This is a genomic window from Glutamicibacter nicotianae (genome assembly GCF_016907615.1).
Classification (GTDB): Bacteria; Actinomycetota; Actinomycetes; order Actinomycetales; family Micrococcaceae; genus Glutamicibacter; species Glutamicibacter nicotianae.
In genome coordinates, this window is the sequence record NZ_JAFBCH010000001.1 from 2,729,993 (window position 1) to 2,753,606 (window position 23,614).

The 23,614-nt window shown below is 61.4% G+C and carries 22 protein-coding genes; 6 read left to right on the top strand and 16 right to left on the bottom strand.

The window, feature by feature from the left end:
• The first annotated feature begins 43 nt into the window (after positions 1-43).
• The 4 genes from JOE62_RS13050 to JOE62_RS13065 all read left to right on the top strand — a co-directional run bounded on the left by JOE62_RS13050 (position 44) and on the right by JOE62_RS13065 (position 4,024).
• Entirely contained in the window at positions 44-1,381 is a 1,338-nt protein-coding gene (locus tag JOE62_RS13050) for an isochorismate synthase (RefSeq protein ID WP_204722670.1), read from the top strand.
• A 167-nt stretch (positions 1,382-1,548) separates the two neighbouring features.
• Positions 1,549-2,337: an ABC transporter substrate-binding protein gene (locus tag JOE62_RS13055; protein ID WP_204722671.1), complete on the top strand. Its 789-nt coding sequence runs from the start codon at positions 1,549-1,551 to the stop codon at positions 2,335-2,337.
• A 99-nt stretch (positions 2,338-2,436) separates the two neighbouring features.
• Entirely contained in the window at positions 2,437-3,228 is a 792-nt protein-coding gene (locus JOE62_RS13060; RefSeq protein ID WP_204722672.1) for an amino acid ABC transporter permease, read from the top strand.
• 13 nt (positions 3,229-3,241) lie between these two features.
• Positions 3,242-4,024 (top strand): amino acid ABC transporter ATP-binding protein, encoded by a 783-nt coding sequence (locus JOE62_RS13065; RefSeq protein ID WP_204722673.1) that lies wholly within the window; start codon positions 3,242-3,244, stop codon positions 4,022-4,024.
• An 85-nt stretch (positions 4,025-4,109) separates the two neighbouring features.
• On the opposite strand, the gene menD is transcribed toward JOE62_RS13065, so the two are convergent.
• The 3 genes from menD to JOE62_RS13080 all read right to left on the bottom strand — a co-directional run bounded on the left by menD (position 4,110) and on the right by JOE62_RS13080 (position 9,173).
• Complete coding sequence (gene menD / locus JOE62_RS13070; RefSeq protein ID WP_239543823.1) at positions 4,110-5,801, bottom strand: 2-succinyl-5-enolpyruvyl-6-hydroxy-3-cyclohexene-1-carboxylic-acid synthase; 1,692 nt, start codon at positions 5,799-5,801, stop codon at positions 4,110-4,112.
• Positions 5,802-5,958: 157 nt separating this feature from the next.
• Positions 5,959-8,052, bottom strand: coding sequence for a PhoX family protein (locus JOE62_RS13075; protein ID WP_204722675.1), 2,094 nt, complete (start codon positions 8,050-8,052; stop codon positions 5,959-5,961).
• 125 nt (positions 8,053-8,177) lie between these two features.
• Positions 8,178-9,173 carry an o-succinylbenzoate synthase gene (locus JOE62_RS13080; protein WP_204722676.1) on the bottom strand — a complete coding sequence of 332 codons (996 nt, stop codon included), beginning with the start codon at positions 9,171-9,173 and terminating at the stop codon, positions 8,178-8,180.
• 80 nt (positions 9,174-9,253) lie between these two features.
• Between JOE62_RS13080 and JOE62_RS13085 the strand changes: the two genes are divergently transcribed.
• Positions 9,254-10,117 carry a phosphatase PAP2 family protein gene (locus tag JOE62_RS13085; RefSeq protein WP_204722677.1) on the top strand — a complete coding sequence of 288 codons (864 nt, stop codon included), beginning with the start codon at positions 9,254-9,256 and terminating at the stop codon, positions 10,115-10,117.
• Positions 10,118-10,154: 37 nt separating this feature from the next.
• Here JOE62_RS13085 and JOE62_RS13090 read toward each other — a convergent pair whose 3' ends face one another.
• The 4 genes from JOE62_RS13090 to pdhA form a co-directional block, all read right to left on the bottom strand.
• The gene (locus JOE62_RS13090) at positions 10,155-11,132 is read right to left on the bottom strand and encodes a hypothetical protein (protein WP_204722678.1); all 978 of its coding nucleotides are present in this window, start codon (positions 11,130-11,132) and stop codon (positions 10,155-10,157) included.
• A 294-nt stretch (positions 11,133-11,426) separates the two neighbouring features.
• A complete protein-coding gene (locus JOE62_RS13095) occupies positions 11,427-12,848 on the bottom strand; it encodes a dihydrolipoamide acetyltransferase family protein (protein ID WP_204722679.1) in 1,422 nt (473 codons plus the stop codon).
• Complete coding sequence (locus JOE62_RS13100; protein ID WP_204722680.1) at positions 12,849-13,931, bottom strand: alpha-ketoacid dehydrogenase subunit beta; 1,083 nt, start codon at positions 13,929-13,931, stop codon at positions 12,849-12,851. It lies immediately after the preceding gene.
• Between the two features lies 1 nt (position 13,932).
• On the bottom strand, positions 13,933-15,096 hold the full coding sequence (gene pdhA / locus JOE62_RS13105) for a pyruvate dehydrogenase (acetyl-transferring) E1 component subunit alpha (RefSeq protein ID WP_204722681.1): 1,164 nt from the start codon (positions 15,094-15,096) through the stop codon (positions 13,933-13,935).
• 225 nt (positions 15,097-15,321) lie between these two features.
• On the opposite strand from pdhA, the gene JOE62_RS13110 reads away from it, so the two are divergent.
• Entirely contained in the window at positions 15,322-15,774 is a 453-nt protein-coding gene (locus JOE62_RS13110) for an Lrp/AsnC family transcriptional regulator (RefSeq protein WP_038992273.1), read from the top strand.
• 70 nt (positions 15,775-15,844) lie between these two features.
• On the opposite strand, the gene JOE62_RS13115 is transcribed toward JOE62_RS13110, so the two are convergent.
• From JOE62_RS13115 to JOE62_RS13155, 9 genes are all read right to left on the bottom strand, one after another.
• Positions 15,845-16,630 (bottom strand): enoyl-CoA hydratase/isomerase family protein, encoded by a 786-nt coding sequence (locus JOE62_RS13115; RefSeq protein WP_204722682.1) that lies wholly within the window; start codon positions 16,628-16,630, stop codon positions 15,845-15,847.
• Between the two features lie 18 nt (positions 16,631-16,648).
• Positions 16,649-17,809 carry a 1,2-phenylacetyl-CoA epoxidase subunit PaaE gene (gene paaE / locus JOE62_RS13120; RefSeq protein ID WP_204722683.1) on the bottom strand — a complete coding sequence of 387 codons (1,161 nt, stop codon included), beginning with the start codon at positions 17,807-17,809 and terminating at the stop codon, positions 16,649-16,651.
• A complete protein-coding gene (gene paaD, locus JOE62_RS13125) occupies positions 17,806-18,303 on the bottom strand; it encodes a 1,2-phenylacetyl-CoA epoxidase subunit PaaD (RefSeq protein WP_128471071.1) in 498 nt (165 codons plus the stop codon). The genes paaE and paaD overlap by 4 nt, the downstream gene beginning before the upstream one ends.
• A 37-nt stretch (positions 18,304-18,340) precedes the next feature.
• Positions 18,341-19,201 carry a 1,2-phenylacetyl-CoA epoxidase subunit PaaC gene (paaC, locus tag JOE62_RS13130; RefSeq protein WP_204722684.1) on the bottom strand — a complete coding sequence of 287 codons (861 nt, stop codon included), beginning with the start codon at positions 19,199-19,201 and terminating at the stop codon, positions 18,341-18,343.
• Complete coding sequence (gene paaB / locus JOE62_RS13135; RefSeq protein WP_038992280.1) at positions 19,198-19,488, bottom strand: 1,2-phenylacetyl-CoA epoxidase subunit PaaB; 291 nt, start codon at positions 19,486-19,488, stop codon at positions 19,198-19,200. The genes paaC and paaB overlap by 4 nt, the downstream gene beginning before the upstream one ends.
• A 1-nt stretch (position 19,489) precedes the next feature.
• A complete protein-coding gene (paaA, locus tag JOE62_RS13140; protein WP_128471069.1) occupies positions 19,490-20,476 on the bottom strand; it encodes a 1,2-phenylacetyl-CoA epoxidase subunit PaaA in 987 nt (328 codons plus the stop codon).
• A 141-nt stretch (positions 20,477-20,617) separates the two neighbouring features.
• Entirely contained in the window at positions 20,618-21,067 is a 450-nt protein-coding gene (locus JOE62_RS13145) for a DoxX family protein (RefSeq protein WP_204722685.1), read from the bottom strand.
• A 199-nt stretch (positions 21,068-21,266) separates the two neighbouring features.
• Positions 21,267-22,022, bottom strand: a complete 756-nt coding sequence (locus JOE62_RS13150; protein WP_338085792.1) for an amino acid ABC transporter ATP-binding protein — start codon at positions 22,020-22,022, stop codon at positions 21,267-21,269.
• The gene (locus JOE62_RS13155) at positions 22,019-23,413 is read right to left on the bottom strand and encodes an amino acid ABC transporter substrate-binding protein/permease (RefSeq protein WP_204723302.1); all 1,395 of its coding nucleotides are present in this window, start codon (positions 23,411-23,413) and stop codon (positions 22,019-22,021) included. Before JOE62_RS13155 ends, JOE62_RS13150 begins: the two co-directional genes overlap by 4 nt.
• Positions 23,414-23,614: the final 201 nt, after the last annotated feature.

Here is a 23,614-nt window from a genome sequence, read left to right on the forward strand (position 1 = left end):
CAAGCCTTTTTCCCCGGCATTGCGCGGTAGGCTTAGCCTTATCATGTCTGCAGATTCGCCCGTTCTTAGCGCCAGCGCTCATCAGCCGTCGGCTCCTGTTCTCACCAGCATCACCTTCGAATACCTCGATGCCCCCGAAACACTGCTGGCCGACTCATTGCGTCACCGAAGCCTGGTATGGACCCGCAACGGCCACGGCTTGGTCGGCTTCGGCACTGCCGCCCGGCTGCACACCCACGGAGAAGAGCGCTTTGCGCGTGCGCGAGCCTGGTTCGCGCAGGTCACCGAGCAGGCTCGGATCATCGACCCGATCTCCCGCCCGGGCAGCGGCCTGGTGTCTTTTGGCTCTTTCGCGTTTTCCTTCACCAGCGTCTTCGAATCGCGCATGGTCATCCCCCAGCTGGTTATCGGCCGTGATGAGGAGACGTCCTGGGTCACCGTTACCGGCAGCGCCGAGGAACTTGACGGGCTGACCTACCAGCAGGCCCTGGCACGCGCCGAATCAGCGATGGCAGATGCATCCTTGCCGGCAGGCGAGCAGGGCAGCATCGAGCTGACCAGCGGACAGCTCACCGCCGGTTCCTATCTTGAAGCCGTGGACCGTGCGCTGGGCTATTTCGAGGAACGCGGAATCTCCAAACTGGTGCTGGCCCGTGACGTATTGGCACATAGTTCCACCCCGATCAACTTGGCCCGCGTTGTCGATGCGCTGACCGAGCAGTATGGCAATTGCTGGACCTATTCTGTTGACGGCTTGGTGGGCGCTACCCCGGAGATGCTGGTGCGCGTGACCGGAGGCTTGGCCGAGGCCCGCGTCCTGGCCGGAACCCTGGACCGCGCTGCCGCTGGTGCCGAAGATCCCGACTTCGCGCACCGCAACCTCTTCGAAGATCCGAAGCAGCGCAATGAGCACCAGCTGGCTATTGATTCGCTTACCGCGTCCTTGAATCCCATTTCGCACGGCATGAATGCTCCGGACGAACCATTCATTCTCCAGCTTCCCAATGTGTGGCATTTGGCCAGCGATGTCCGTGCCCAGTTGCGCGCAGATGGCGCCGGTATCCTGCCTAATGCACTGGATGTTGCCGAGATTTTCCATCCCACCGCAGCCGTGTGCGGCACCCCGACCAAGAAGGCCGGCGTGCTCTTGCGCGAACTGGAAGGAATGGACCGCGGCCCGTATGCCGGTCCGGTCGGCTGGGTTGACAGCCGTGGAGATGGCGAATTCGGCATCGCCTTGCGCGGCGGAATCCTGGAAGACGAGAAGCTGATGCGCCTGTACGCCGGCTGCGGCATTGTCCCCGGCTCGGTGCCGGAAGATGAATTAGCCGAGTCGTGGGCCAAGATGCGTCCCATGCGCCAAGCCTTGGGAGCCGAATAGGCCCAGTCCGTGCGAGGGACGATGGCCGGGTAGCACCCGGTTGAGCATAAACAATCCTTACTCTCGGCGCGTCATGTGTGAGGTGAATCTCAGCCTAGTGCTGGCGTGGTTATGATTATGGCTACGCAGTGATCCACTCGCATTACCCGAAAGTAGGTTCTGATCCTATGCGTAGTCTCAAGAAGAAGTTCGCCTCCGCAGTTGCCGTCACCTCCGTTGCACTGCTGGCGCTCACCGCCTGCGGTTCCGGCTCCGGTTCTGAAGGTGAAGCCGAAGCTGGTTCCTTCCCGCTCAACGAAGGCAAGCTCACCATTTGCTCAGATATTCCTTACGAGCCATTCGAGTTCGTCAAGGATGGCAAGAACGTCGGATTCGACATGGACATCGCAGCTGAGATTGCCAAGGATGCAGAACTGGATCTGAACGTCATCGACGCCAGCTTCGACTCCATCGAATCCGGCCTGTTCAACACCCAATGCGATATCGCGATCTCCTCCATCTCGATCACCGAAGAGCGTTCGGCCAAGATGGATTTCTCCACCCCGTACATGGATGACGACCTGGTACTGATTTCGGCAGACGATTCCGGCATCAAGGATCTTGAAACCGCCAAGGACAAAAAGGTCGGCGTCCAGCAGGCGACCACCGGTGAGAAGTACGCCAAGGAACAGGGCCTGACCAACATCATCGGCTTCGAGGATGCCGGGCTGCAGACCCAGGCGCTGCTGGCTGGCCAGGTCGACGCGCTGCTGGGCAACCAGTCGGTACTCGGCTACTCCATCAAGGACAAAGAAGGCTTCAGCGTTGTTGCCGACTTCAAGACCGGCGAGCAGCTGGGCGTTGCAGTTCCAAAGGACCAGCCAGAGACTCTGGAGCTGGTCAATGGCACCCTTAAGCGCTTGACTGATGCAGGAACCATGGAAGAACTGACCGTGAAGTGGTTCGGAGAGAAGTAATTCTCGAGCATCATCTGATTTCAAGGCAAGCGGGGGCATCGGGCTGCGCCCACAGGTTGGCAGCCCTGCCTCCGCTTCCTGCATGAGAGGTATTCAAGCATGGCAATGACCACCCGTCAGCGCGCCCGCATGAGCAAGACCATCCAGATCGCCATCTTCATCATTGCGATCATCGCATTGATTTTGGCAGTCGACTGGGACAAGGCTGTCTACGCCTTCTTCTCCTTCGACAAGCTGGGGCCAATGTTCCCAGGCATGATCCTGGTCGGCCTGAAGAACACCATCTTCTACACCATCATTTCCTTCGCCTTCGGCTTGGTCCTTGGCCTGCTTCTGGCACTCATGAAAATGGCGTCTTTTGCGCCTTACCGCTGGTTCGCCACCGCATTCATTGAATTCTTCCGCGGCATCCCGGCAATCCTGGTGCTCTTGGCCTTCGGCTTCGGCTTGCCGCAGGCATTTGGAACACAGTGGCCGCAGCCGGTCAACGTCATGTGCGCCCTGGGCTTGGTCTCGGCAGCATACATTGCAGAAACCCTGCGTGCAGGCCTGCAGGCAGTGCCCAAGGGGCAGACCGAAGCCGCTCGTTCACTGGGCATGCCAGCATGGCGCGCCATGGTCACCATCGTGATCCCGCAGGCCTTCAAGATCGTCTTGCCGCCGATGACCAACGAAATCATCCTGCTGACCAAGGACACCTCCTTGGCCTTCATCCTCGGTGCATCGATGGCCCAGTACGAAATGACCAAGTTCGGCCGCGACGGCATCTCGCAAATCGACGCCGGCATCACACCGCTGGTTGTCGCCGGCCTGTTCTACTTGGTGATCACCATCCCGCTGAGCCTGGTGGCCCGGAAGTTCGAATCCCGCGCCGCAAAGACCAAGCGATAGAGAGGACCTGGAAATGTCGAGCGACACCAATAAGCTTTCAGTCCATGCTTCGGGCGTGGAAATCACCGGACTGCGCAAGGCCTACGGCAGCAACGAAGTGCTCAAGGGCATTGATCTGAATGTTGCTCCGGGCGAAGTGGTCTGCCTGATCGGTCCTTCCGGCTCGGGAAAGTCCACCCTGCTGCGCTGCGTGAACCTGCTGGAGCAGCCAAATGGCGGCACCATCATGGTCGGCGGCTTCAACGCCACCGATCCCGATGTGAACCTGGACAAGATGCGCCAGCAAGTGGGCATGGTCTTCCAGCAGTTCAACCTGTTCCCGCACCTGACGGTCCTGGAGAACTGCACCGTTTCGCCCATCAAGGTGCTCAAACGCAAGAAGGCCGAGGCGGAGAAAATCGCCTTGGGCCACCTGGAACGCGTAGGGCTCGGCGACTTCGGCGACCGCTACCCGGATCAGCTTTCCGGCGGCCAGCAGCAGCGCGTAGCCATCGCACGCGCGCTGTCCATGGAACCGACCCTGATGCTTTTCGATGAGCCAACCAGTGCGTTGGACCCGGAGACCGTTGGCGAGGTGCTGTCCATCATGAAGAACCTGGCCCGGACGGGCATGACCATGCTCGTGGTCACCCACGAGATGGCATTCGCCAAGGAAGTTGCGGACCGGGTGTTCTTCATGGACGGCGGAGTCGTGGTGGAAGAAGGCAAGGCAGCGGATGTCATCGGCAATCCGCAGCAGCCGCGTACGCAGGACTTCCTGCGCCGCGTGCTCGATCCGACGCACGTCGACATCTAAGCACCACAGCGCATCAGGATTCCCCTGAGTTGCCAGTGAAATGGACTGGCAGCGCAGGGGATTCCTTTTCGCCTCGCAGTGGCCTTCAGAAAGCTGGCCAGGGCAGCTGCCCGATCGCCTGGTTCAGCTCGAGTGTCTCGGCACGCAGGCTGCTGCGCGAGGCCGGCACTTCAATCAGCCGCAGGTTCGCCGTGCGCTGTGCGGCCAGAACGGCGCCAAGCTCTTCCTTGGTTTCTGCTTTGGCGTACTGCCAGCCATAGGCTTCGGCGAGCGCAGGCAGGCTCACCCGCTGCGGGGTGGCAAAGAGTCGTTCCACCGCATCGGCGTAGCGGCCCGAACGGTCAACTTCACCGTGCTCCAAGGTGGAGAAGATTGCTCCTCCCCCATCGTTGTAGACCACGATGTCCACCACGGGTTGGTCTTCACCCGGAGTCCAGGACAGCGAGCTGGCGTCATGGGCGAAGGTGATGTCCCCCATCACCGCCAGTGTCGGACGCTTGCTGCCCTGGGCCAGGCCCAGGGCGGTGGCTATGGTTCCATCGATCCCGGCCAGGCCGCGATTGGCGTGCACTCTCATGGTCCGTGCTGGTGCTGGGCGAGCCGCCAGGTCGAAGTCGCGGACAATGTTCGACGATCCGAGCAACAGAACTTCCGGCGCGTGTTCCCAAATGGCCTCGGCGACAGTTGCCCCATTGACTGACGATGCACGGCTAAGGCCCTGGCGCACCTCCAGCGCCTGCGCATCGAGCTGCTGCCATGATTCCAGCCAGCCCTCTGCACCGATGCCTGCGAATTGGCGCAGCTCGCTCCAGGAACTGACCGGGGTCTCGCGTCGCCGGCCCTCCTCATACCAGGCCACCGGCACCGGCTGCCAGATCGCTGATTTGATTGCCGGGTCGGCCAGCAGCTTGCCCACCGGTCGGCTTAGGGTCGGGCGGCCGAAAAGCACCACGCGTTCAATGCGCTCAAGGCCCACGGTGATCAGCGGGCGGTAGTGGCCTATGGCATTGGCCGAGAAACGTGCGTTGGACGATGGCTCGGCGAACAATGGCAGCCCCAGGTCCTGGGCGAATTGCTGCGCCTCCTCGCCAGCCCCATGCCCGGCGACGACCACGCTCCGGCGTGGCTTGAGCTGTTGAACGGGCAGGGTCGACATATCCGGCTGGCGCGGTGCCGGCCATTGCCCGGGTTCAATCGCAGTCCAGCGTTGTTCCTCGATGCGCTCTTGGGGTGCTGGAGTCAGCGGATCCCGGAACTGCAGGTTCAATTGGACCGGTCCGGCCGGATCCTGCTCGTTGCCGGCCAAGGCAGCCAAGACCTGTGCGAGTTCATGCTGCGGGTCAGCACCGGCAGGAACATTGGCCGCCAGGCGCACGTGCTCGCCAAAGAGGTTTTTCTGGCGGGTGCTCTGGCTTGCCCCGGTGCCGTGCAATTCATCGGGGCGATCAGCAGAAAGAACCAGCAGCGGTGTCGCCGTGTGGTTGGCTTCCATCACCGCCGGCAGCATCTGCCCGATGGCCGAGCCGCTGGTGGCGGCCACTGCTGCCGGCCGCCCGGTGCCTTGGGCCAGGCCCAGTGCCATGAACGCGGCGGAGCGTTCATCGATGCGCACGTGGATATCCAGGATCCCGGCAGCCGCCGCCTCGGCCGCGGCGTAGGCCAACGGGGCGCTGCGTGAACCGGGAGAAATCACCAGATCCCTGATTCCCGCCTGGATCACTGCGGAGAGTACGTGGCGAGCGGTGGTGATGGCGCGTTGCTCGTCAGGTTGCTGCATTCCCACGCTGCGTGACTCCTTAGATTCCATAGCTGAAGGCAATTATCCAAGTCTATGCCTTGGGCTGCCGGAGAACCGACTTGGAATGCGCCACGGCGCCGGCAGGTTCCTCTGATGGATCCTGCCGGCGCCCTGGAAGCTTGGCCTGGAGCTGCGCCTACTTGTTGCGGCCCTTGCCCTTGCCCGGCTTCGCGTCTTCCTTGAAGACCTGGACTACCGATGGGCGTGGACCGTAGAACTGGCCCCTGCCTGCTTCTGCCGCGTTCTTCACGAAATCGGGGAACAGTGAGGTAGGGCTGGCGAAGCTGCCGCCTTCGCCCGGGTGCTGCACGGCAACGAAGACCGAGTTGTCCTTGTCATGGATCAGCGGGCCGCAGGTCTCTGCGCCGGTTGGCACGGCCAGGAACTGCTCGACGCGGCCGCGATCCTTGCCGGTCAGGGTGACCTTGTGCAGTGCATCGGAGTAGCCGATGGTGCCGGGTGCGCCGTCGGTGGAGATCCACAGGTTGCCCTTGGAGTCGAAGGCCAGGTTGTCCGGGCAGGAGATCGGCGAGACCTTGTCGGCTGGGTAGCCGGAGAAGTAGGTCGATCCGTTCACATTGGGGTCACCGGCCACCAGCAGGATGTTCCAGGTGAACTTCGCCGCGGTGGCGTCGTTTCCGGCTTCGGTGATTTCCAGTACGTGGCCATCGCGGTTGCGGACGCGCGGGCTGACTTCGGTGGCGCCTTCCTTGCCTTCCTTGCCGCGGTCGGTGTTGTTGGTCAGCGCCACGTAGACCTTGCCGGAGACAGGGCTCGGCTCGACATCTTCCGGGCGGTCCAGCTTGGTGGCTCCGACCTTGTCGGCTGCCTGGCGGGTGTAGACCAGCACCTCGTCGATGCTCATGCCCTCGACCTTGGATTCGCCATTCTTCACCAGCGGCAGCCAGGTGCCCATGCCGTCGAAGGCACCATCGGACGGGACAGCGCCGCTGCCGTCGATTTCGCTTGCTGGCGAGTTGCCTTCGAACTTCGCAACGTACAGGTCGCCCTCGGAAAGCAGGCCCATGTTGTGCTTGCGATCGTGCTTGGAATAGGTGTTCTTCGAGACGAACTTGTACAGGTATTCGAAGCGCGAGTCGTCGCCGGAGTACGCAACGACCTTGCCGTTCTTGGCAATGCGCACATTGGCGCCTTCGTGCTTGAAGCGGCCCAGGCTGGTGTGCTTGACCGGGGTGGAGGTTGGGTCCTGCGGATCGATTTCGACGACCCAGCCGAAGCGGTTAGCCTCGTTCTCGTAGCCGTCGTTGTGCAGGCCGAAACGCGGGTCGATGTCTTCCCAGCCTCGGCCGGTCGCGCCGGTGCCGATGCCGTAGCGGGCTTCCTGAGCGGTGCCCTTGCCGCGGAAGTACTGGTCGAAGTTCTCTTCGCCGGAGAGCACGGTGCCCCACGGGGTCGTGCCGCCGGCGCAGTTGTTCAGGGTGCCAAGGACCTTGGTTCCGGTTGGATCAGCGGCGGTCTTGAGCAGGTCGCTGCCTGCCGCCGGGCCGTCTACCAGGAATTCGGTGCTGGCGGTGATGCGGCGGTTGCGCTCGCCACCCTGCACGTAGCTCCACTTCTTGTCACTCTTCTTGCGCTTGACCTCGACGACCGAGAAGCCATGGGCGTTCATCGCGATCTTGCGGGCTTCGTCCTTGTTCGCTTCGAACCAGGCAGCGTCGAACATCATGTCTTCATTGGTGTATTCGTGGTTGGCCACCAGCACGCCGGTACGGCCCGAATACTTGTCGACGATGATGTCCAGGTAGTCGCAGTTGTAGCCGAACTGCTCGGCCTGCTTGCGGGCCGACTGCTTGGAGGCGTCGAATGCCGGGGTGTTCTTGAAGAGCGGATCGCCCCAGCGGATGATGGCGTTCCAGTCGTAGCCGTCAGGAACTGAAACGGTATCTACCGAACGCGACACCGGCTCAATGGCGTCGAACGAAAGGTGTCCGCCCTTGCCTGGCTTCATTGGCACCAGTGGCGCCGCGGTCGCGTCGGCTGCGCCGAAGAGCTGCGGGCCGATGACCAGTGCCGAGGCGCCGACGGCGCCCAGGCCAAGCATGCTGCGGCGGGACATCGACTTGTCGGCGATGTCCTTGAAGTAGCCATTGGACGAAGTGTTGCAATCCGGCTTGGTGCAGGCGTCAGCGCACTTGAAGTGGCAAGTAGCTGCAGAACGGCCGCCGCGGGTGTGGCCCAGCATTGGCAAAAAGGTACGGGTTGGATTCATGATCCGCTCACTTCCTCAGTATGTGGCTCATCGTCAGGGGAATGACTCGAACTGAGGTTTTCACTTGGAAGTGTTCTAAAAGCGACGCAAAGGTGAACGCCAGGGAAACAGATTCCTGAGTAGTGCTATTCCCTAGCCAGTTCCGCATAACAGGACTCCAGCCGCTGCCGCCACCAGCCTACGCGCGCCTCTTCTGGGCGCAGGCTCTCCAGTTTCTGGTGATCCGGCTCAATGCGGCGCACCGGCAAATATCCGGCGGTAGCCAGCAACGGCTCGGCACAAACGTCTTCGGCGAACAAGGTACCGGTAGACAGGCCGCAGGCATAGGGCAATGCTGGCAGTGCGCTGGACAAGGCTGCCGCTTGGGCCAGGCCTACCGAGGTATCCAATGCGCTGGAGACGACGACATCCAGTTCCGCGTGCTTGGCAATGTCCAGCACAGCGCTGATGCCGCCCAGCGGCTGGGCCTTGATGACCATCAGATCCGCCGCGCCCAACCGCGAGACTTCCAGGGGGTCGGTGTGCTTGCGTACCGCTTCATCTGCGGCGATCTTCAACGGGTTTCCGGCTTTGCGCAGTTGCTCGCGGACTTCCGCCAGCCCGGTAATGCCAGGCACCGGTTGCTCTGCGTATTGCAGGTCGTACTCGCTCAGTGCTTTCAGTGCGGGAACGGCCTGGGCGATATCCCACCCCATATTGGCGTCCACGCGCAGCGCTGCCTGCGGGTAGAGCCGCCGGGTTTCAGCCACGCGGGCCAGGTCTTCGTCGAGGCCTTGGCCCTGTTCGGCCACCTTGATCTTGATGGTGTGCGGCGCGTCGTAGCGTTCAAGAACCGCCCCTACATCCTTCGCCGCAACCGCTGGCAGGGTGGCGTTGACCGGGATGCTGGTGCGCAGCGGTTCGGGGAACGGCTGGTAGGCGGCCTCGATTCCGGCGGCCAGCCATCGTGCGGCTTCCGCAGCTCCGTACTCGGTGAAGGCAGAGAATTCGCCCCAGCCTTCCGGCCCTTCGATCAGCAGGGCCTCGCGCTGGGTGACGCCACGGAATTTCACGCGCATCGGAAGGCGGACAACATGGGAATGCGCCAGCAATTCTTCAAGGGGCGGTAGTTCAAAGCTCATAGTCCAAGCCTAGCGAGCGTGGGCATGGTTACATGCCTGAACGGTGCCGTTCCGCCTGCCGGATATGACACCCTAGAGATATGCCACGCCATTCAGCCTCCACGCGCCCGCACCATATCAGGTGGTGGTGGGCCTTGCTGCTGCTGGTTGCGCTTTTCTGTCTTGAGTACATATTTTTCGTCCAGCAACGCAGTGGGCAATGGGCGGATCAGGCAGGATTCATCGCGTGGTCGCAATGGTGGCCCCGGACCGACTTGCTCAATCCGGTCCGCGAATTCCTGGATCTCTTGCCAGCAATTTGTGGCGCGATTGCTGCAGTATTCCTGCTGTATCGGGTGATTCGCGACCGCCATTTCCTTCGGGCCATCGTAGCGATCATCGCGGCCGCAGCCGCAGCCGGCACCACGCAGCTTCTGAAGCACGAGGTCTTGACCCGCCCGGATTTCAATTTCGGCACCACAGGAAATTCCTTCCCCTCGGGACATACCACCGCCGCCGCTGCCGCCATGGGACTGATGTATCTGGTGTCGCCACCGAAGCTGCGTCCAGTGGTGCAACCGATTGCCTGGTTATTCGCCACGGTGACGGGACTGGCCACCCTGATCTGCGGTTGGCACCGCCCAAGCGACATTGCCGCTGGTTTCGTGGTGGCAGGATTCTGGCTGGTTCTGGCTTCGGCCGTGCTCCAGCGCATCCAGCCGCTGAGCCACGAAGTTCCCAAAGGATCCTGGTCGAGGAATGTCGGGGCGGGCAGCTTGGTTCTCTGGGCTGCGGTCATCGGATTGTCATTCGTCCTGCCGCACCCGCACATCCAGAAAATTCCGGAGTTCCTGCAATTGGCCTACGCTGTCTTGGGGATTATCCATGTCGTGGCCGCATCGCTGGTATCCGGCTTAGTGCTGCGCTCGGTGGTTATCGGCCCCATGCGCACCCTGAAGAAATAGGGCACCGGCACAGGAATCAAGCAGGCTGCTGTTCCGCCTAGCCCATGCGGGCATTGAGAACGTCCGCGGCCTGCAGTGAGTCCGGAATGGTCACGGCGAATCGCTTCTTGTTCTTGAGGTCGAAAACGAGGCCTTCGTGTTCTCTCATCACGATGGCCGAACCGCCTGGAATGATCCGCCAGCCCCAGCCTCCCCACATCATGGGATTGATCTTCTCACTGGTCACAGATTCAATGTCAGTGATCTTGATAGTTCGCATTGGGATCCCCAAGAGCGCGGAAGATACCCGGAAACGATCACCGATGATGGATACCCGGATCCAGATCACGCATAGCATCAGCACGCAGACTGCGACTGACAGGGCCACGGGAAGGATGACGCTCGCCAAGCTGCCGTCGTGGCTTCCACCGGCCAGAAAGGGCAGCACTACAGCAAAGAACAGTGCCGCGAACAGCACGAGGCATAGCATCCACATCCACCATGGTGCGGCCATAGTTTGCTTGAACTCCGCTTGCCTGGAATCTGGCTGTGGCTCGGCGAATGCCTCCGCCGCGTCAGTCCGCTGTACGCTTTGGGCTGCATCGATTCGTTGCTGGCGGTCCTCGTTGAATTGCCGTGTGTACTGCTGGTAGATGCCGCTGGCCCACAGCGGCGCTATGCCCAGCAACGCGCAGGCAATGAGCAAAAACATCATGCCGCCCAGCACTGCAGTTTCAGGTGTTTCGGCGAGCGCTGTCGCTGCCGCCGAGCTGACGAACACGCCAGCTGCACTCCACGCGAGCAGGCCACCGGCAAAGAGCAGCATCATAAGCAAAGCCGGTTTATTGCGCAGCTTCAAGGAGAACATCCCGGTGATGGCACCAACGATGGTCAGCCCGATGCAGACCGGGACAAAGACGGCGGTTCGGGTGAACCCGTCAGGGTAGGTTGAGCTCCAGTGCGTTGCGGTCATGTCCGGCAGGTCGCCAGCAAGCAGCGCAGCGGTGGCCCCGACAATGGCTGCTGGGAGAAGCAACAGTAAGCAGGTCAGTGGACGATTCTTGATTCCTGTCCCTGCAGTTGCCATCCCAATTCCCCTGCTTTCGCTGCCTTGTGCTGGGTGGCCCACTTTCCGAGCAAGCAGCCGAGCTCAACTTATTTCCAGCATAGAAATGATTATCGATCTAACTCTACCAACTAGCGGTTGACATGGGAATGATTCGTCGAGCATTGACAGAATGTCAACAAAAAGAATGATGCCCGCCGTTCCTCCTGAGGTTCGACGGGCACCATGCTCACTCGCAAGAGCGAGAACTGGGAACTGTGGACGCTATAGCGACGCCAAGGCGGCCTTTGGATCTGTCATCGCGTCAGCGACATAGCGCATGAAGCCGGCCGCGGTTCCGCCATCGCAAACCCGGTGGTCGAAGCTCAGTGTCATCTCGCAGATGGAGCGGACCTTGATCTTGCCATTGACCACCCACGGCTTCTCGACGATGCGCCCAAGCCCCAGGATAGCAGCTTCCGGGTAGTTGATGATGGCCGCGGAGCCGTCAACATTGAACACGCCGTAGTTGTTGATGGTGAAGGTGCTGCCGGACAGGTCTGCAACGCCGGCCTTGCCCTCGCGCGCCACCGAAGCCAGCCGAGCGAACTCGGCCGACAGTTCCTTGGCATTCAGCTTGTGGGCATCGCGCACATTGGGCACAACCAGGCCGCGGTCGGTCTGGGCGGCGAAGCCAAGGTTCACGCCCTCGAAGAGGGTATGGCGCAATCCACCATCAGCCTCAACGTCGATGCGGCTGTTCAGTTCCGGGAAACGCTGCAATCCGGCCACAGCGAAGCGCGCGACCAGCGCCATGACGCTCGGGGCTTGGCCGTCTGCCTCCTTGATCTTCGAACGCAGCTTCAGCAGCTTGGTGACGTCGACATCCACCCACACGGTCGCTTCGGGGATCTCCCGGCGCGACGTGCTCATCGCGTTGGCGATGGTCTTGCGCACGCCCGAAAGCACCTGTGAGGAAGCTACAGGCAGGCCGGTCTTCGCATCAGCTTCCCCAGTTTGGGCCACCGGCACCGCCACCGAGGCCGAAGCTGAGGCTGCGGGAGTTGGCATCGGCGCTGCAGGTGTTGCCGTTTCAGGCTGCACCGCATCAGCTGACAAGGCGGCTTCCACGTCTGCGCGCAGAATCAGCCCTTCTGGACCGGTGCCCTGAACCGTGGTGATGTCCAATGCGTTGTCACGAGCCAGCTTGCGTACCAGCGGGTTGATCACGCGCACCGCTTCAGCTGGTGCCTGGACTGCGGCCGACGCGACCCCTGAGCGCGGCTTGCGCCGGCGGCTGGTCTTGCGCTGGGCAGAGGAGGTGCCGTAGCCAATGAGCACATTTCCGCTGCCTTCATCGGATTCTGCATCCTCCTCGGCAGGAACCTGGGTGCCGGCACGCTCTTCCTCGCGGTAGGACTGGGCACGTCCGGCTTCTTCGCCTGCAGGAGTCGTTGCGTCTTCACCGCCGGTGTTCACCGAAATAAAGGGCTCGTCCACCAGCATCATCTGGCCGGCATCCCCATGCAAGGTGGAGACGACGCCTTCGAATGGGCAAGGAATTTCCACCAGCGACTTCGCGGTTTCCACCTCTGCAATGGGCTGGTCGACCGCAACGACGTCACCGGCGGCAACCATCCAACGCACCAGCTCGGCTTCGGTCAGCCCTTCGCCAAGGTCTGGCAAGAGGAAAGTCTTGATGCTCATTTACGCCTCCCACTGAAGCTGGTCAACCGCGTCGAGAATTCGTTCGGCGCTTGGCAGATGGAACTTTTCCAGCGTTGGTGCCGGATAAGGAATATCGAATCCGGTCACGCGGAGCACCGGAGCCGCCAACGAGTGGAAGCAGCGTTCCTGCACCCGGGCTACGATTTCGCTGGCTACCGAGGCGAAGCCCTGGGCTTCGGCGACCACGATGGCCCGACCGGTCTTGCGCACCGATGCGCAGACGGTCTCGTCATCGAATGGCACAATGCTGCGGATGTCAACTACTTCCAGGCTGATGCCTTCTTCGGCTGCCAGCTTGGCGGCTTCCATTGCGGTGGAAACGCTTGGACCATAGGTGATCAGCGTGGCATCGCTGCCCGGGCGGGCGATGCGTGCCTGCCCCTCGGTCGTGGCGCTCTTCTTCGCCTCGTACTGTTCGGCCAGTTGCCCAAGGTCAACCTGTTCCTTGGACCAGTACAGCTTCTTCGGCTCGAAGAAGACCACCGGATCATCCGAATCGATGGCTTCGCGCAGCATCAGGTAGGCGTCCTCGACGCACGAGGGGGTGAAGACCTTCAGGCCCGGGGTGTGCGCGTAGTAGGCTTCCGAGGAATCGCAGTGGTGCTCCACGCCGCCGACGCCGCCGGCGTAAGGAATGCGGATCACCATTGGCAGATTCAGCTTGCCCTGGGTGCGGTTGCGCATCTTGGCAACATGCGAAGCGATCTGCTCGAAGGCCGGGTAGGCGAACGCATCGAACTGCATCTCGATGACCGGTCGCATGCCGTTGATGGCCATGCCGACGGCCATGCCGACGATGCCGGATTCGGCCAGCGGAGTGTCGAAGCAGCGCTCGGAGCCGAAGCGCGCGGTCAGGCCATCGGTGATGCGGAAGACACCGCCGAGGGTTCCCACATCCTCTCCGAAGATCACTACCGAGTCATCGGCAACCAGCGCATCGGCCAAGGCGGTATTCAGCGCCTTGCCGAAGGTCACCGGCTGGTTCTCGTTGGCAACCTTTGCTGCGGCTCGTGCGGTGGCAGCGCTGACGTTCGGGTTCACGCGCGAAGTAGTGGCAGTCATCCTAGGCTTCCTCACGGTCTAGTTCGTCGACAAGAATGGCTTGCTGTTCCGCAAGCTGCTGGCTCTTGGCCGAGTACACATGCTCGAACAGCTCGCGTGGATCGGTGTTAGCTTCCTGGTTCATGCCATCGCGCAGGGTCTTGGCAACGGCTTCGGCATCCGCAGTGATCTTGGCGACGGTCTCATCGGTCAACAGTCCTGCATCATCCAGGTATGCCTTCATCCGGGTCACCGGATCCTTGGCGATCCATTCCTGGACTTCGGAGTCCTCGCGGTAGCGCTTGTCGTCATCGGCATTGGTGTGCGCCTGCATGCGGTAGGTGTGGGCCTCGATCAGCAGCGGGCCGTTGCCCTCGCGGGCCATGCGCACCGCGCGGGTCATGATGGCCATCAAGGCCATCAAGTCGTTGCCATCCACGCGCTCGCCGGCCATGCCGTAGCCGACAGCCTTGTGAGCCAAGGATGGGGCTGCGCTCTGCTGCGAGAGCGGAACCGAGATGGCGTACTTGTTGTTCTGCACGAAGAAGATCACCGGCAGGTTGAAGACCGCTGCGAAATTCAGCGCTTCGTGGAAGTCGCCCTCGCTCGTGGCGCCATCGCCGCACATCGCCACGACAACGGTGTCTTCGCCGCGCAGCTTGGCAGCGTGTGCAACACCCACTGCGTGCAGCAGCTGGGTGGTGAGCGGAGTGGACATCGGTGCGCAGTTATAGGCCTTCGGGTCATAGCCGCAGTGCCATTCGCCGCGGAAACTGGTCATGACTTCCATCGGTGCAACACCCTTGGTCAGCACCGCTACGGTGTCGCGATAGGTCGGGAAGAGCCAGTCGTTCTCGCCCAGGCACAATGCCGCCGCGATCTGGCAGGCTTCCTGTCCATGGCTGGAGGGGTAGACCGCCATGCGGCCCTGGCGGACCAGCGCGGAGTTCTGGTCGTTGACGCGTCGGCCGGTGACCAGGGCAGCGTAGGCTTCGAGCAGCCGGGCCGGGCTCGGCAGCGGGTACTCGTGGCCCGGCTCAGTGCCTTGCTGATCCTCTGGGCGCAGGGTTCCGTCCGGGTTCAACAGGTTGATCATGTGGCGTGCTGGCAGCATGTAGTCTTCAGGGGTAATCCCGAATTTCTTGCTGACCTCAGAGATGCGATCCGCATGCGCTTCAGTGCTCATGTTCTCCCACCTTTCGTGGTTCTGGCTGGTCCATGAGCACAACCCCTTGTGACTCACTTCACCTAAACATCATTTGCAATCAATTATGGGTATGAGTGGCATTCTGTATCCAGTCCGGCGGGGAATCGTGGAAAGTTGCGAATAGTATCCGTATACTCGTAGACGAAAAGTGTCAATAGATTGTGTTTGGAATAGAGACGTCCGGCACGTCAACAAGGAGAATCAATGGCCGCGGAAGCGGAGCTAAAACTCGATGATGTCGATCATGCGATCCTCGCGGAGCTGACCAGCGACGGACGCCAGTCGGTCACCACCGTGGCGCAAAAGGTGCACGTATCGCGGGCCCACGCCTACTCACGTATCGCAAAGCTCCAGGATTCCGGGGTGATTACCCGGTATACGGCGGTCATTGATCCAGTCAAGGCCGGGCTCAAGGCCAGCGCCTATGTGACGTTGAAGCTCCGCCAGCATTCCTGGCGCGAGTTGCGTGACCATCTGGCGTCGATTCCCGAGGTGCACCATGTGGGCTTGGTCGGCGGCAATTTCGACGTGATCCTGCTGGTGCGCGCCAAAGACAATCTGGACCTGCGCCGTGTGGTCTTTGAGCAATTGCAGTCATTGCCAACGGTTCTGGATACGCAAACCCTGCTGATTTTCGAAGACACCGATACCCGATAGCCGGCTCGTTTAACGCACGAGAAGAGCACCTGGAGGCCATCCAGGTGCTCTTCTCGTGTTTGCTGGGAAACTACTTCTTGCCAGTGAACACCGGCTTGCGCTTTTCCTGGAATGACTTGAATCCCTCGGCGTAATCAGCGGTGTCGCACAAGGCTGCCTGCGCCCGGTTTTCGGTGCGCATTGAATTCCACAGGCCCACCCGCTGGTCGCGGATTTCCGCCACCAGCTGCTTGGATGCAACGAACGCCTGGGTGGCCCCCTGTGCCACCCTGGCGATGATCTCCTCGCCACGCTCGGCCAATTCCTCGGCCGGGAAGGCGCGGGAGAACAGGCCCGAACGCACAGCTTCGGCACCGGAAATCAGCTCAGCGGTGTAGATCATGTCCAGCGTGCGGTGAGCCCCGAGGCGCTCGGTGAAAAGCCAGTGTCCTCCGGAGTCCAAGGTCGCGCCCAGGTTGGCGAACGGCGAGCCGATCTTGGCGCTCTCCGCCACGTACACCACGTCGGTGGCCACGGCCAGGCCAAGGCCGACGCCCAGGCAGGCACCCTGCACCAGGGCGAAGGTGGGAGCAGGGAACCTGGACATCTTCTCCAGCAGCGGTTGCACCTTGCCTTCAAGGTAGCCGATGACGTCGTCATCTGCCGGGTTGACCCCTGAGATGTCGCGTCCGGCACAGAAGCCGCGGCCTTCGCCGGATAGCACCAGGGCGCGGACCTCTCCGGTTTCCACGGCCGCTGCGGCCTTGTCATAGGCCTCGGACAACTCGGCCAATGCCGCCTCATCCAGTGAATTCATCTTCTGCGGCGCATTGAGCACCACCCGTGCGATGGAATCGGCAATCGTCAGTTCGATCATGAAGTCTTCCTGCCTGAACTAGGCGTCGAAGTCGACGCTGAGCTTTTCGGTGGTCGGGTGCGACTGGCAGGTCAGCACGTAGCCTGCCTCGACCTCGTCCGGTTCCAGCGCGTAGTTCTCGGCCATGGTGACCGAACCGCTGGTGACCTTGGCGCGGCAGGTGCCGCACACGCCGCCCGCACAGGCGAACGGAACGTCCGGCCGGACGCGCAGTGCGGCGTTCAGCACGGTTTCGTTGGCACGCACCGGTGACTTGACTTCGCCCTTAAGGCCATCGAGGTTGAAGCTGATCTGATAGCTTTCCTCGTTCTCGTCCACCTCGACCGGGCGGCCGATATGCCCTTGCGGCTTGGTCGGCTCACCGGTGGTGAACAGCTCGAAACGGACCTTTTCCGCGGGAACGTCCAGGCTGGTTAGCTGGTCGCGGACCAGCTGAACGAGCTCGAAGGGGCCGCAGAGGAACCATTCGTCCACGTTCGGCGCCTGGACCACGTTGGTCAGCAACGTGGTGAGCTTCTCTGCGTCGATGCGGCCGGAGAGCAGCGGCGAGATGCGCTGTTCGCGGCTGAGCACGTGGTGCAGCGCCAGACGCGATGGGTAGCGGTCCTTCAGGTCAGCCAGTTCCTCAAGGAACATGACGTCCATGGCTGCCTTGTTCGCGTAGATCAGGTCGAAGCGGGTGTGGTCATTGGCTTCCAGGATCGTGCGGGCGATGGCCAGCACCGGGGTGATGCCGGAGCCGGCGGCCACGGCCACGAAGCGGTCCTGCGCTGTGGTGTCGATGGTCGATGGATCGTTGATCTCCGTGAGCTTGTGCTTGGAAATGAAAGCACCAGCGGGGCTCATCACATCGATCTGGTCGCCCGCAGCCAGGGATTCGTTGGCCCAGGTGGAGAACAGGCCTCCGAGGTCGCGCTTGATCGCTACCTTGATCTCATCCCCGGTTGGAGCGGCGCAAATGGAATAGGAGCGGCGCAGCTCGACGAGTTCGCCCTCGGCGTTGGGAATTTCCTTGCGCAGTGCCACGTATTGGCCTGCAACGTAGTCGTATTCCTCGCTCAGTTCCGCGGGAATGGCGAAAGTGACTTCGATTGAGTCCTTGGTCAGCCGACGCACGTTCGAGACAGTGAGCCGATGGAAGGACGCCCGGCGTCGGGTGGGTGTGGTTTGTTCGGTCATGAGAGCACCTTGAAGTAGTCGAAGGGTTCCAAGCAGTCTTTGCAGGTGTAGAGCGCCTTGCAGGAAGTCGAGGCGAAACGGGCCAGCTCGCGGGTGTTCAGCGAGTGGCACCGCGGGCACTTCACGCTCATGCCGAGGGTGACGCGGCCCGCATGGCCCTTGCCGGTGGGTGGAGCGATCCCGTACTCTTCGAGCTTGCTCTTCCCCTCCTCGGTCATCCAATCAGTTGACCACGCTGGGGTCAGCACCAGCTTGACGTCAACCTTTTCATATCCGGCATCGCCGAAAACGGCGTACAGGTCCTCATTGATGGCATCCATCGCCGGGCAACCTGAATAGGTTGGGGTGATGACCACCTGCACGGTTCCGTCCTCGGCCATGTCCACTTCACGAAGGATTCCCAGGTCTGCAATGGACAGCACCGGGATTTCCGGGTCGGTCACCTTCGATGCGATAGCGAACAGATCCTTGGCATCAGCGATCGTTTTGCTCAAGACTGCTTCCCCCCTTATTCGGGCAAAAGTTGCGTAATTACCAGCTGGCACCGGGGTGCTTGCGGGCGAGAACTTGCATCTCCGCCAACAGGTAGCCCAGGTGTTCGGAGTGCTCGCCACGGCGGCCGTAGGCCATGGCCTGACCGGTGGAAGGAATCTCCAAGCCGGCTGCGTCCAGTACCGCGGTGATTTCTTCTTCCCACGCGGAGCGCAGGGTGGAAGGCAGCACGGCAATGCCCTGAAGGTTCTGGTGAACTTCTTCATCGCGGAACATCTCATCGACGTATGGCCACAGGATTTCCAGGGCGTGGCGCATCTTGGCGGCCGATTCCTCGGTGCCCTGACCCAGGCGGATGGTCCACTGGATGGCGTGGTCGCGGTGGTAGTCGACTTCCTTGACTGCCTTGGCCGAGATGGCGGCCAGGGTTTCGTCCTTGGATTCGGTCAGCTGCTTGTACAGCAGGTTCTGGAAGATCGAGACGATCAGCTGGCGGATGATGGTGACGCCGAAGTGGCCGTTGGGCTGCTCGACGATCCACAGCGAGGTGAATTCCTCTTCCTCGCGCCAGTAGGCTAGATCGTCTTCGGTCTTGTCCCACGCCAGCCCGGCGTAGGTAAGGAAGGAGCGGGCGTGGCCCAGGACATCCAGTGCAATGTTGCCCAGGGCAACGTCTTCTTCCAGTTCGGGAGCGCGGGAAATCCAGTGCGACATGCGCTGCGCCAGGATGAGGGCATCATCGCCCAGAGTCAGTGCATACTGCGCAACTTCTTCGCTCGGCTTGACGCCGTCCACAGCGATGTCTTCCGGACGCAAGGCGTTGCCCGGGGTGACGCGGGTGGCCGAGGCCAGCGCATCACCGAAGCTGTCGAGGGCTTCGTCGAGTTCTTCGTGCTTCACAGGTGCTTCACTCCCTCACTGGCCTTGTAATAGGTCGCGTGGCGGTAGTCCTTGCCCTGAGGGGATTCGAAGAAGGCGTCCTTCTCATCAGGGTCGGAGCTGATGATGTCGGTGGACTTCACAACCCACAGGGACACGCCTTCGTTGCGTCGGGTGTACAGATCACGGGCGTTGCGCACGGCCATCTGGGCATCCGGTGCATGCAGGGATCCGGCGTGGACGTGCGAGAGTCCACGGGACGAACGGACAAATACTTCCCACAGGGGCCAATTGCTCTGTTGGCTCATGCTAGGCAACCTCACTTTGTGCTTGTTTTGCTGCGTATGCTGCGGCGGCTTCACGGACCCAGGCGCCCTCGCGGTGCGCTTCGCGGCGGCGTTCCATGCGCTGTGCATTCACTGGGCCGTTGCCCTTGATGACTGCCATGAATTCGTCCCAGTTCAGATCCTTATGGATCCACTGCTTCTTTTCTTCATCGAAGTGCAGCTCGGGGTCTGGCAGGGTCAGGCCGAGAACCTTGACCTGTTCGGCGATCATGCCGACGAAACGCTGGCGAAGTTCGTCGTTGGAGAAGCGCTTGATCTTCCAGGCCATGGACTGCTGGGAGTTCGGCGACTGCTCGTCTGGCGGACCGAACATCATCAGGGCTGGCTCGTAGAAGCGGTTGATGGCATCCTGCGCCATCTTCTTCTGCGCATCGGTGCCGCGCGAGAGCGAGAGCAAGATCTCGAAGCCCTGGCGCTGGTGGAAGGATTCTTCCTTGCACACGCGGACCATGGCGCGACCGTAGGGGCCGTAGGAAGCACGGCACAGCGGAACCTGGTTGGCGATCGCCGCCCCATCGACCAGCCAGCCGATAGCGCCCATGTCCGCCCACGTGCGTGCGGGGTAGTTGAAGATCGAGGAGTACTTGGCCTTGCCGGAGAGTAGCTGCTCGTTGTACTCGTCGCGGGTGGTGCCCAAGGTCTCGGCGGCCGAATAGAGGTAGAGGCCGTGACCGGCTTCGTCCTGCACCTTGGCCATCAGAATGGACTTGCGCTTCAGCGATGGAGCACGGGTAATCCAGTTCGCTTCAGGCTGCATGCCGATGATTTCGGAGTGCGCGTGCTGCGAGATCTGACGGCTGAGGGTCTTGCGGTACTTCTCAGGCATCCAATCGCGTGGCTCGACGCGGGAGTCCTGATCGATCAAGGCGTCGAAACGCGCTTGGGACTGCTCTTCTTCGTAGCTCGGGACGGCACTCAGTCCCGGCTCCTGCGGTGTGGTCGGGGCCATGGGTTCACCTCATCGAAAACAAATTACATACTGACCGTTCGTTCAGTATGTCAGAGTGCGCTCGATCACGTCAACATGAACCCGCCTCCAGGCGCAACAAAACCCCGGGAAAGGTTTCCCGGGGTTTGCGAAAGCTGGGGCTTAGGCGTTGACGAGCGCCTTGCCCGCCTTCTTGCCCTTGAAGATCAGCGCATCAAGCGAGATCCGGCCAGGGCCCACCAGAAGCAGCGCCAGTGCGCCGGCAGCCAGTGCCAAGACAAGCTCGAAGCCGCCATTTTCCACGAAGACTCCACCTGCAGCGTGAACCATGAACAGCGCGACGATCATCTGCACCCCCAATAGGCCTGCGAACACGCGGGTAAGCAGGCCGAGGATAATCGCGGCACCGCCAGCGATCTCCAAGGTTGCAGCCACCGGGGCAAGCAGGTTGGCGGCAGGAACACCCATTTGGCCAAAGGCCGCGATGGTTCCCTCGATGGTGAACTGGAAGTACTTCTGCCAGCCGTGGGCCAGGAAGAGGAAACCGAAAGCCAAGCGAAGCAGGGTGCGGGCAGCGGTCTGCAGGCCTGCGTTATTTTCCAGAGCGGGCATTAGTGGACTCCTAATGGTTGAGATGCAGGGACAAGTCCCGTTCAGTTACTGCCCCAACCCTATTGGAACATTAGTTGAAACTTTAATAATATGAGGGAATTTGCCACGGAAGAGCTTAGTCACGAAAAACCGTGCTGCCCGCAACCAGATTCAACTAGTTGCGGACAGCACGGTTTCCGGCTGGCTGTGCGGCTGCTGCCTAGAGGACCTTGGACAAGAAGTCCTGAGTGCGCGCCTGCTGCGGATTGCCGAACAGCTGTTCAGGCTTGCCCTGCTCGCAGACAACTCCGTCAGCCATGAAGACCACCCGGTCGGCTACTTCACGTGCGAAGCCCATCTCGTGCGTCACCAGGACCATGGTCATTCCGCTATCGGCGAGCTCCTTGATGACCTGCAGCACTTCGCCGACCATCTCGGGATCCAGAGCGCTGGTCGCCTCGTCAAAGAGCATGATGCCCGGAGCCATGGCCAGCGCGCGGGCGATTGCCACACGCTGCTTCTGGCCGCCGGAGAGCGAGGCCGGACGGGCGTTGGCCTTCTCGCGCAGGCCCACGCGTTCCAAGAGCTCCAGGGCACGCTCCCGGGCTTCGGCCTTGCCCATCTTCTTGAGCTCGACCGGAGCCAGCATGATGTTCTCTGCAACGCTCATATGTGGGAACAGGTTGAAGTGCTGGAACACCATGCCCACATGGCGGCGCACCTCGTTGATGTCCACCTTCGGATCGGTGACATCGAAGCCGTCGACAACCACCTTGCCTGAGGTAATGTCCTCGAGCTTGTTCAGGCAACGCAGCAAGGTGGACTTGCCGGACCCGGACGGTCCGATCACGCACACCACTTCGCCTTCGCGCACGTCCATGTCGATGCCCTTGAGCACATTGTTGGATCCGAAGGACTTGTGCAGGTCTTTGACCTGGATCTTCACGTTGTCGCTTTGCACGGTTGAGGTGCTCACTTGTTGAACCTCCGATCGGCATAATTTGCCAACTTGGTCAGCGCCATGATGGCGATGAAGTAGATGATGCCCACGATCAGCAGGGTTTCAGTGACACGGAAGTTCGCCGCGTAGATCTGCTGGCCCTGGTAGAGCAGCTCGGTGAAGCCGATAGCCAGCAGCAGCGAGGAGTCCTTCAGGCTGATGATCAGCTGGTTGATCAGCGACGGGGTCATCATCTTGAAGGCCTGCGGGATCACGACCTTCTGCATCGACTTTCCGTAGCCCAAGCCCAGCGAACGGGACGCTTCGAGCTGGCCCGGATCCACCGACTGGATACCACCGCGAACAATTTCGGCGACATAGGCGCCGGCGTTCAACGACAGCGTCAGCACACCAGCGGTCCAGACGCTGATCTCCCAGCCGGTCAGCTGCGGAAGACCGAAGTAGAACATGAATGCCCAGAGCAGCAGCGGGGTGCCGCGGAAGATGTTCACGAAGGTCGTGGCGATGCCGCGAAGCACGATGTTCCCGGAGATCTTCATGAATCCGAAGACCAGGCCCAACGCCATGGCGATGGCGAAGGAAATCGCTGTCACCAGCAGGGTGTGCCACAAACCGGTCATCAACGCCGGCATGGACTTGACCAGCAGATCGAAGAAGTTGCTCGGTTGCGCCGCGGTCGGATCGGCAAGGTAGGAGTCCAGGATCTGCTGGTACTCTCCGCTGGCCTTCAGCTCGGCCAGCCCGTCATTGAAGGCCGCCAGCAGCGCGGTGTTCTCGCCCTTGTTCACGGCGAAGCCGTAGGAACCGCCAGGAACCTTGTCGGTGACGGTCTTCAGGCCATTGCCCTGGGCGATGCCGTAGGCCAGCACCGGGTAGTCATCGAAAACGGCAACGGCGGAGCCGGCCTTGACCGATTCGTACATGGTGGCTGACTGGTCCAGGGACTTGACCTCGAAGCCGTATTCCTTGGCGATGGACTTGGCGTAGGTCTCGCCCTCGGCACCGGTCTTGGCGACAACGGTCTTGCCTTTCAAGTCCTCGTAGCTGGTGATCTCGTCATTGTTCGCTGCGACAGCCATCTGCACGCCGGACTCGAAGTAGGGCTCGGAGAAGTCGTAGATCTCCTTGCGCTCGTCGGTAATCGACATGCCGGCGATCACGCCGTCCACCTGGTTGGAGGAGAGGGCTGCCAAGGCGGCGTTGAAGCCCAAGGACCTGATTTCGACTTCAAATCCCTGGTCTTCCGCAATGGTGCGCAGCAGATCCATGTCGATACCGGTCAGCTCGCCGTTCTGGCGGAACTCGAACGGCGCGAACGTCGTATCCGTGCCGATGACATAGGTTTGGCCCTCGACGCTTTCGCTGCCTTGGGCCATGGCCGATGGTGCGCCCACGACCAATGCCATCAAACCGATGGCAGCCGCGGCTATCCACCTGGCCAGGCGCCCGGCCGGGGCAGCTGTTCTTTTCTTATCCACTGATGAATCGCTTTCTCGTGCTGAAGGGCGAATGGCCCAAGGTGCAGATGATACGTTCTGCCTGCAAGCCTAGGACGAATAAAGCCTAGCCGGTACCCCACGACTCGCCTGCATTTGCATCGTTACCGG

Coding starts and splice junctions, on each gene's coding strand:
- paaE (WP_204722683.1), bottom strand. CDS start 17,809: ATGACCGAACAAACCACACCCACCCGACGCCGGGCGTCCTTCCATCGG.
- JOE62_RS13110 (WP_038992273.1), top strand. CDS start 15,322: ATGGCCGCGGAAGCGGAGCTAAAACTCGATGATGTCGATCATGCGATC.
- JOE62_RS13050 (WP_204722670.1), top strand. CDS start 44: ATGTCTGCAGATTCGCCCGTTCTTAGCGCCAGCGCTCATCAGCCGTCG.
- JOE62_RS13085 (WP_204722677.1), top strand. CDS start 9,254: ATGCCACGCCATTCAGCCTCCACGCGCCCGCACCATATCAGGTGGTGG.
- JOE62_RS13115 (WP_204722682.1), bottom strand. CDS start 16,630: ATGATCGAACTGACGATTGCCGATTCCATCGCACGGGTGGTGCTCAAT.
- JOE62_RS13080 (WP_204722676.1), bottom strand. CDS start 9,173: ATGAGCTTTGAACTACCGCCCCTTGAAGAATTGCTGGCGCATTCCCAT.
- pdhA (WP_204722681.1), bottom strand. CDS start 15,096: ATGAGCACTGAAGCGCATGCGGATCGCATCTCTGAGGTCAGCAAGAAA.
- JOE62_RS13145 (WP_204722685.1), bottom strand. CDS start 21,067: ATGCCCGCTCTGGAAAATAACGCAGGCCTGCAGACCGCTGCCCGCACC.
- paaB (WP_038992280.1), bottom strand. CDS start 19,488: ATGAGCCAACAGAGCAATTGGCCCCTGTGGGAAGTATTTGTCCGTTCG.
- paaA (WP_128471069.1), bottom strand. CDS start 20,476: ATGGCCCCGACCACACCGCAGGAGCCGGGACTGAGTGCCGTCCCGAGC.
- JOE62_RS13065 (WP_204722673.1), top strand. CDS start 3,242: ATGTCGAGCGACACCAATAAGCTTTCAGTCCATGCTTCGGGCGTGGAA.
- JOE62_RS13060 (WP_204722672.1), top strand. CDS start 2,437: ATGGCAATGACCACCCGTCAGCGCGCCCGCATGAGCAAGACCATCCAG.
- JOE62_RS13055 (WP_204722671.1), top strand. CDS start 1,549: ATGCGTAGTCTCAAGAAGAAGTTCGCCTCCGCAGTTGCCGTCACCTCC.
- JOE62_RS13095 (WP_204722679.1), bottom strand. CDS start 12,848: ATGAGCATCAAGACTTTCCTCTTGCCAGACCTTGGCGAAGGGCTGACC.
- JOE62_RS13155 (WP_204723302.1), bottom strand. CDS start 23,413: ATGGCATTGGTCGTGGGCGCACCATCGGCCATGGCCCAAGGCAGCGAA.
- JOE62_RS13100 (WP_204722680.1), bottom strand. CDS start 13,931: ATGACTGCCACTACTTCGCGCGTGAACCCGAACGTCAGCGCTGCCACC.
- menD (WP_239543823.1), bottom strand. CDS start 5,801: ATGCAGCAACCTGACGAGCAACGCGCCATCACCACCGCTCGCCACGTA.
- JOE62_RS13075 (WP_204722675.1), bottom strand. CDS start 8,052: ATGAATCCAACCCGTACCTTTTTGCCAATGCTGGGCCACACCCGCGGC.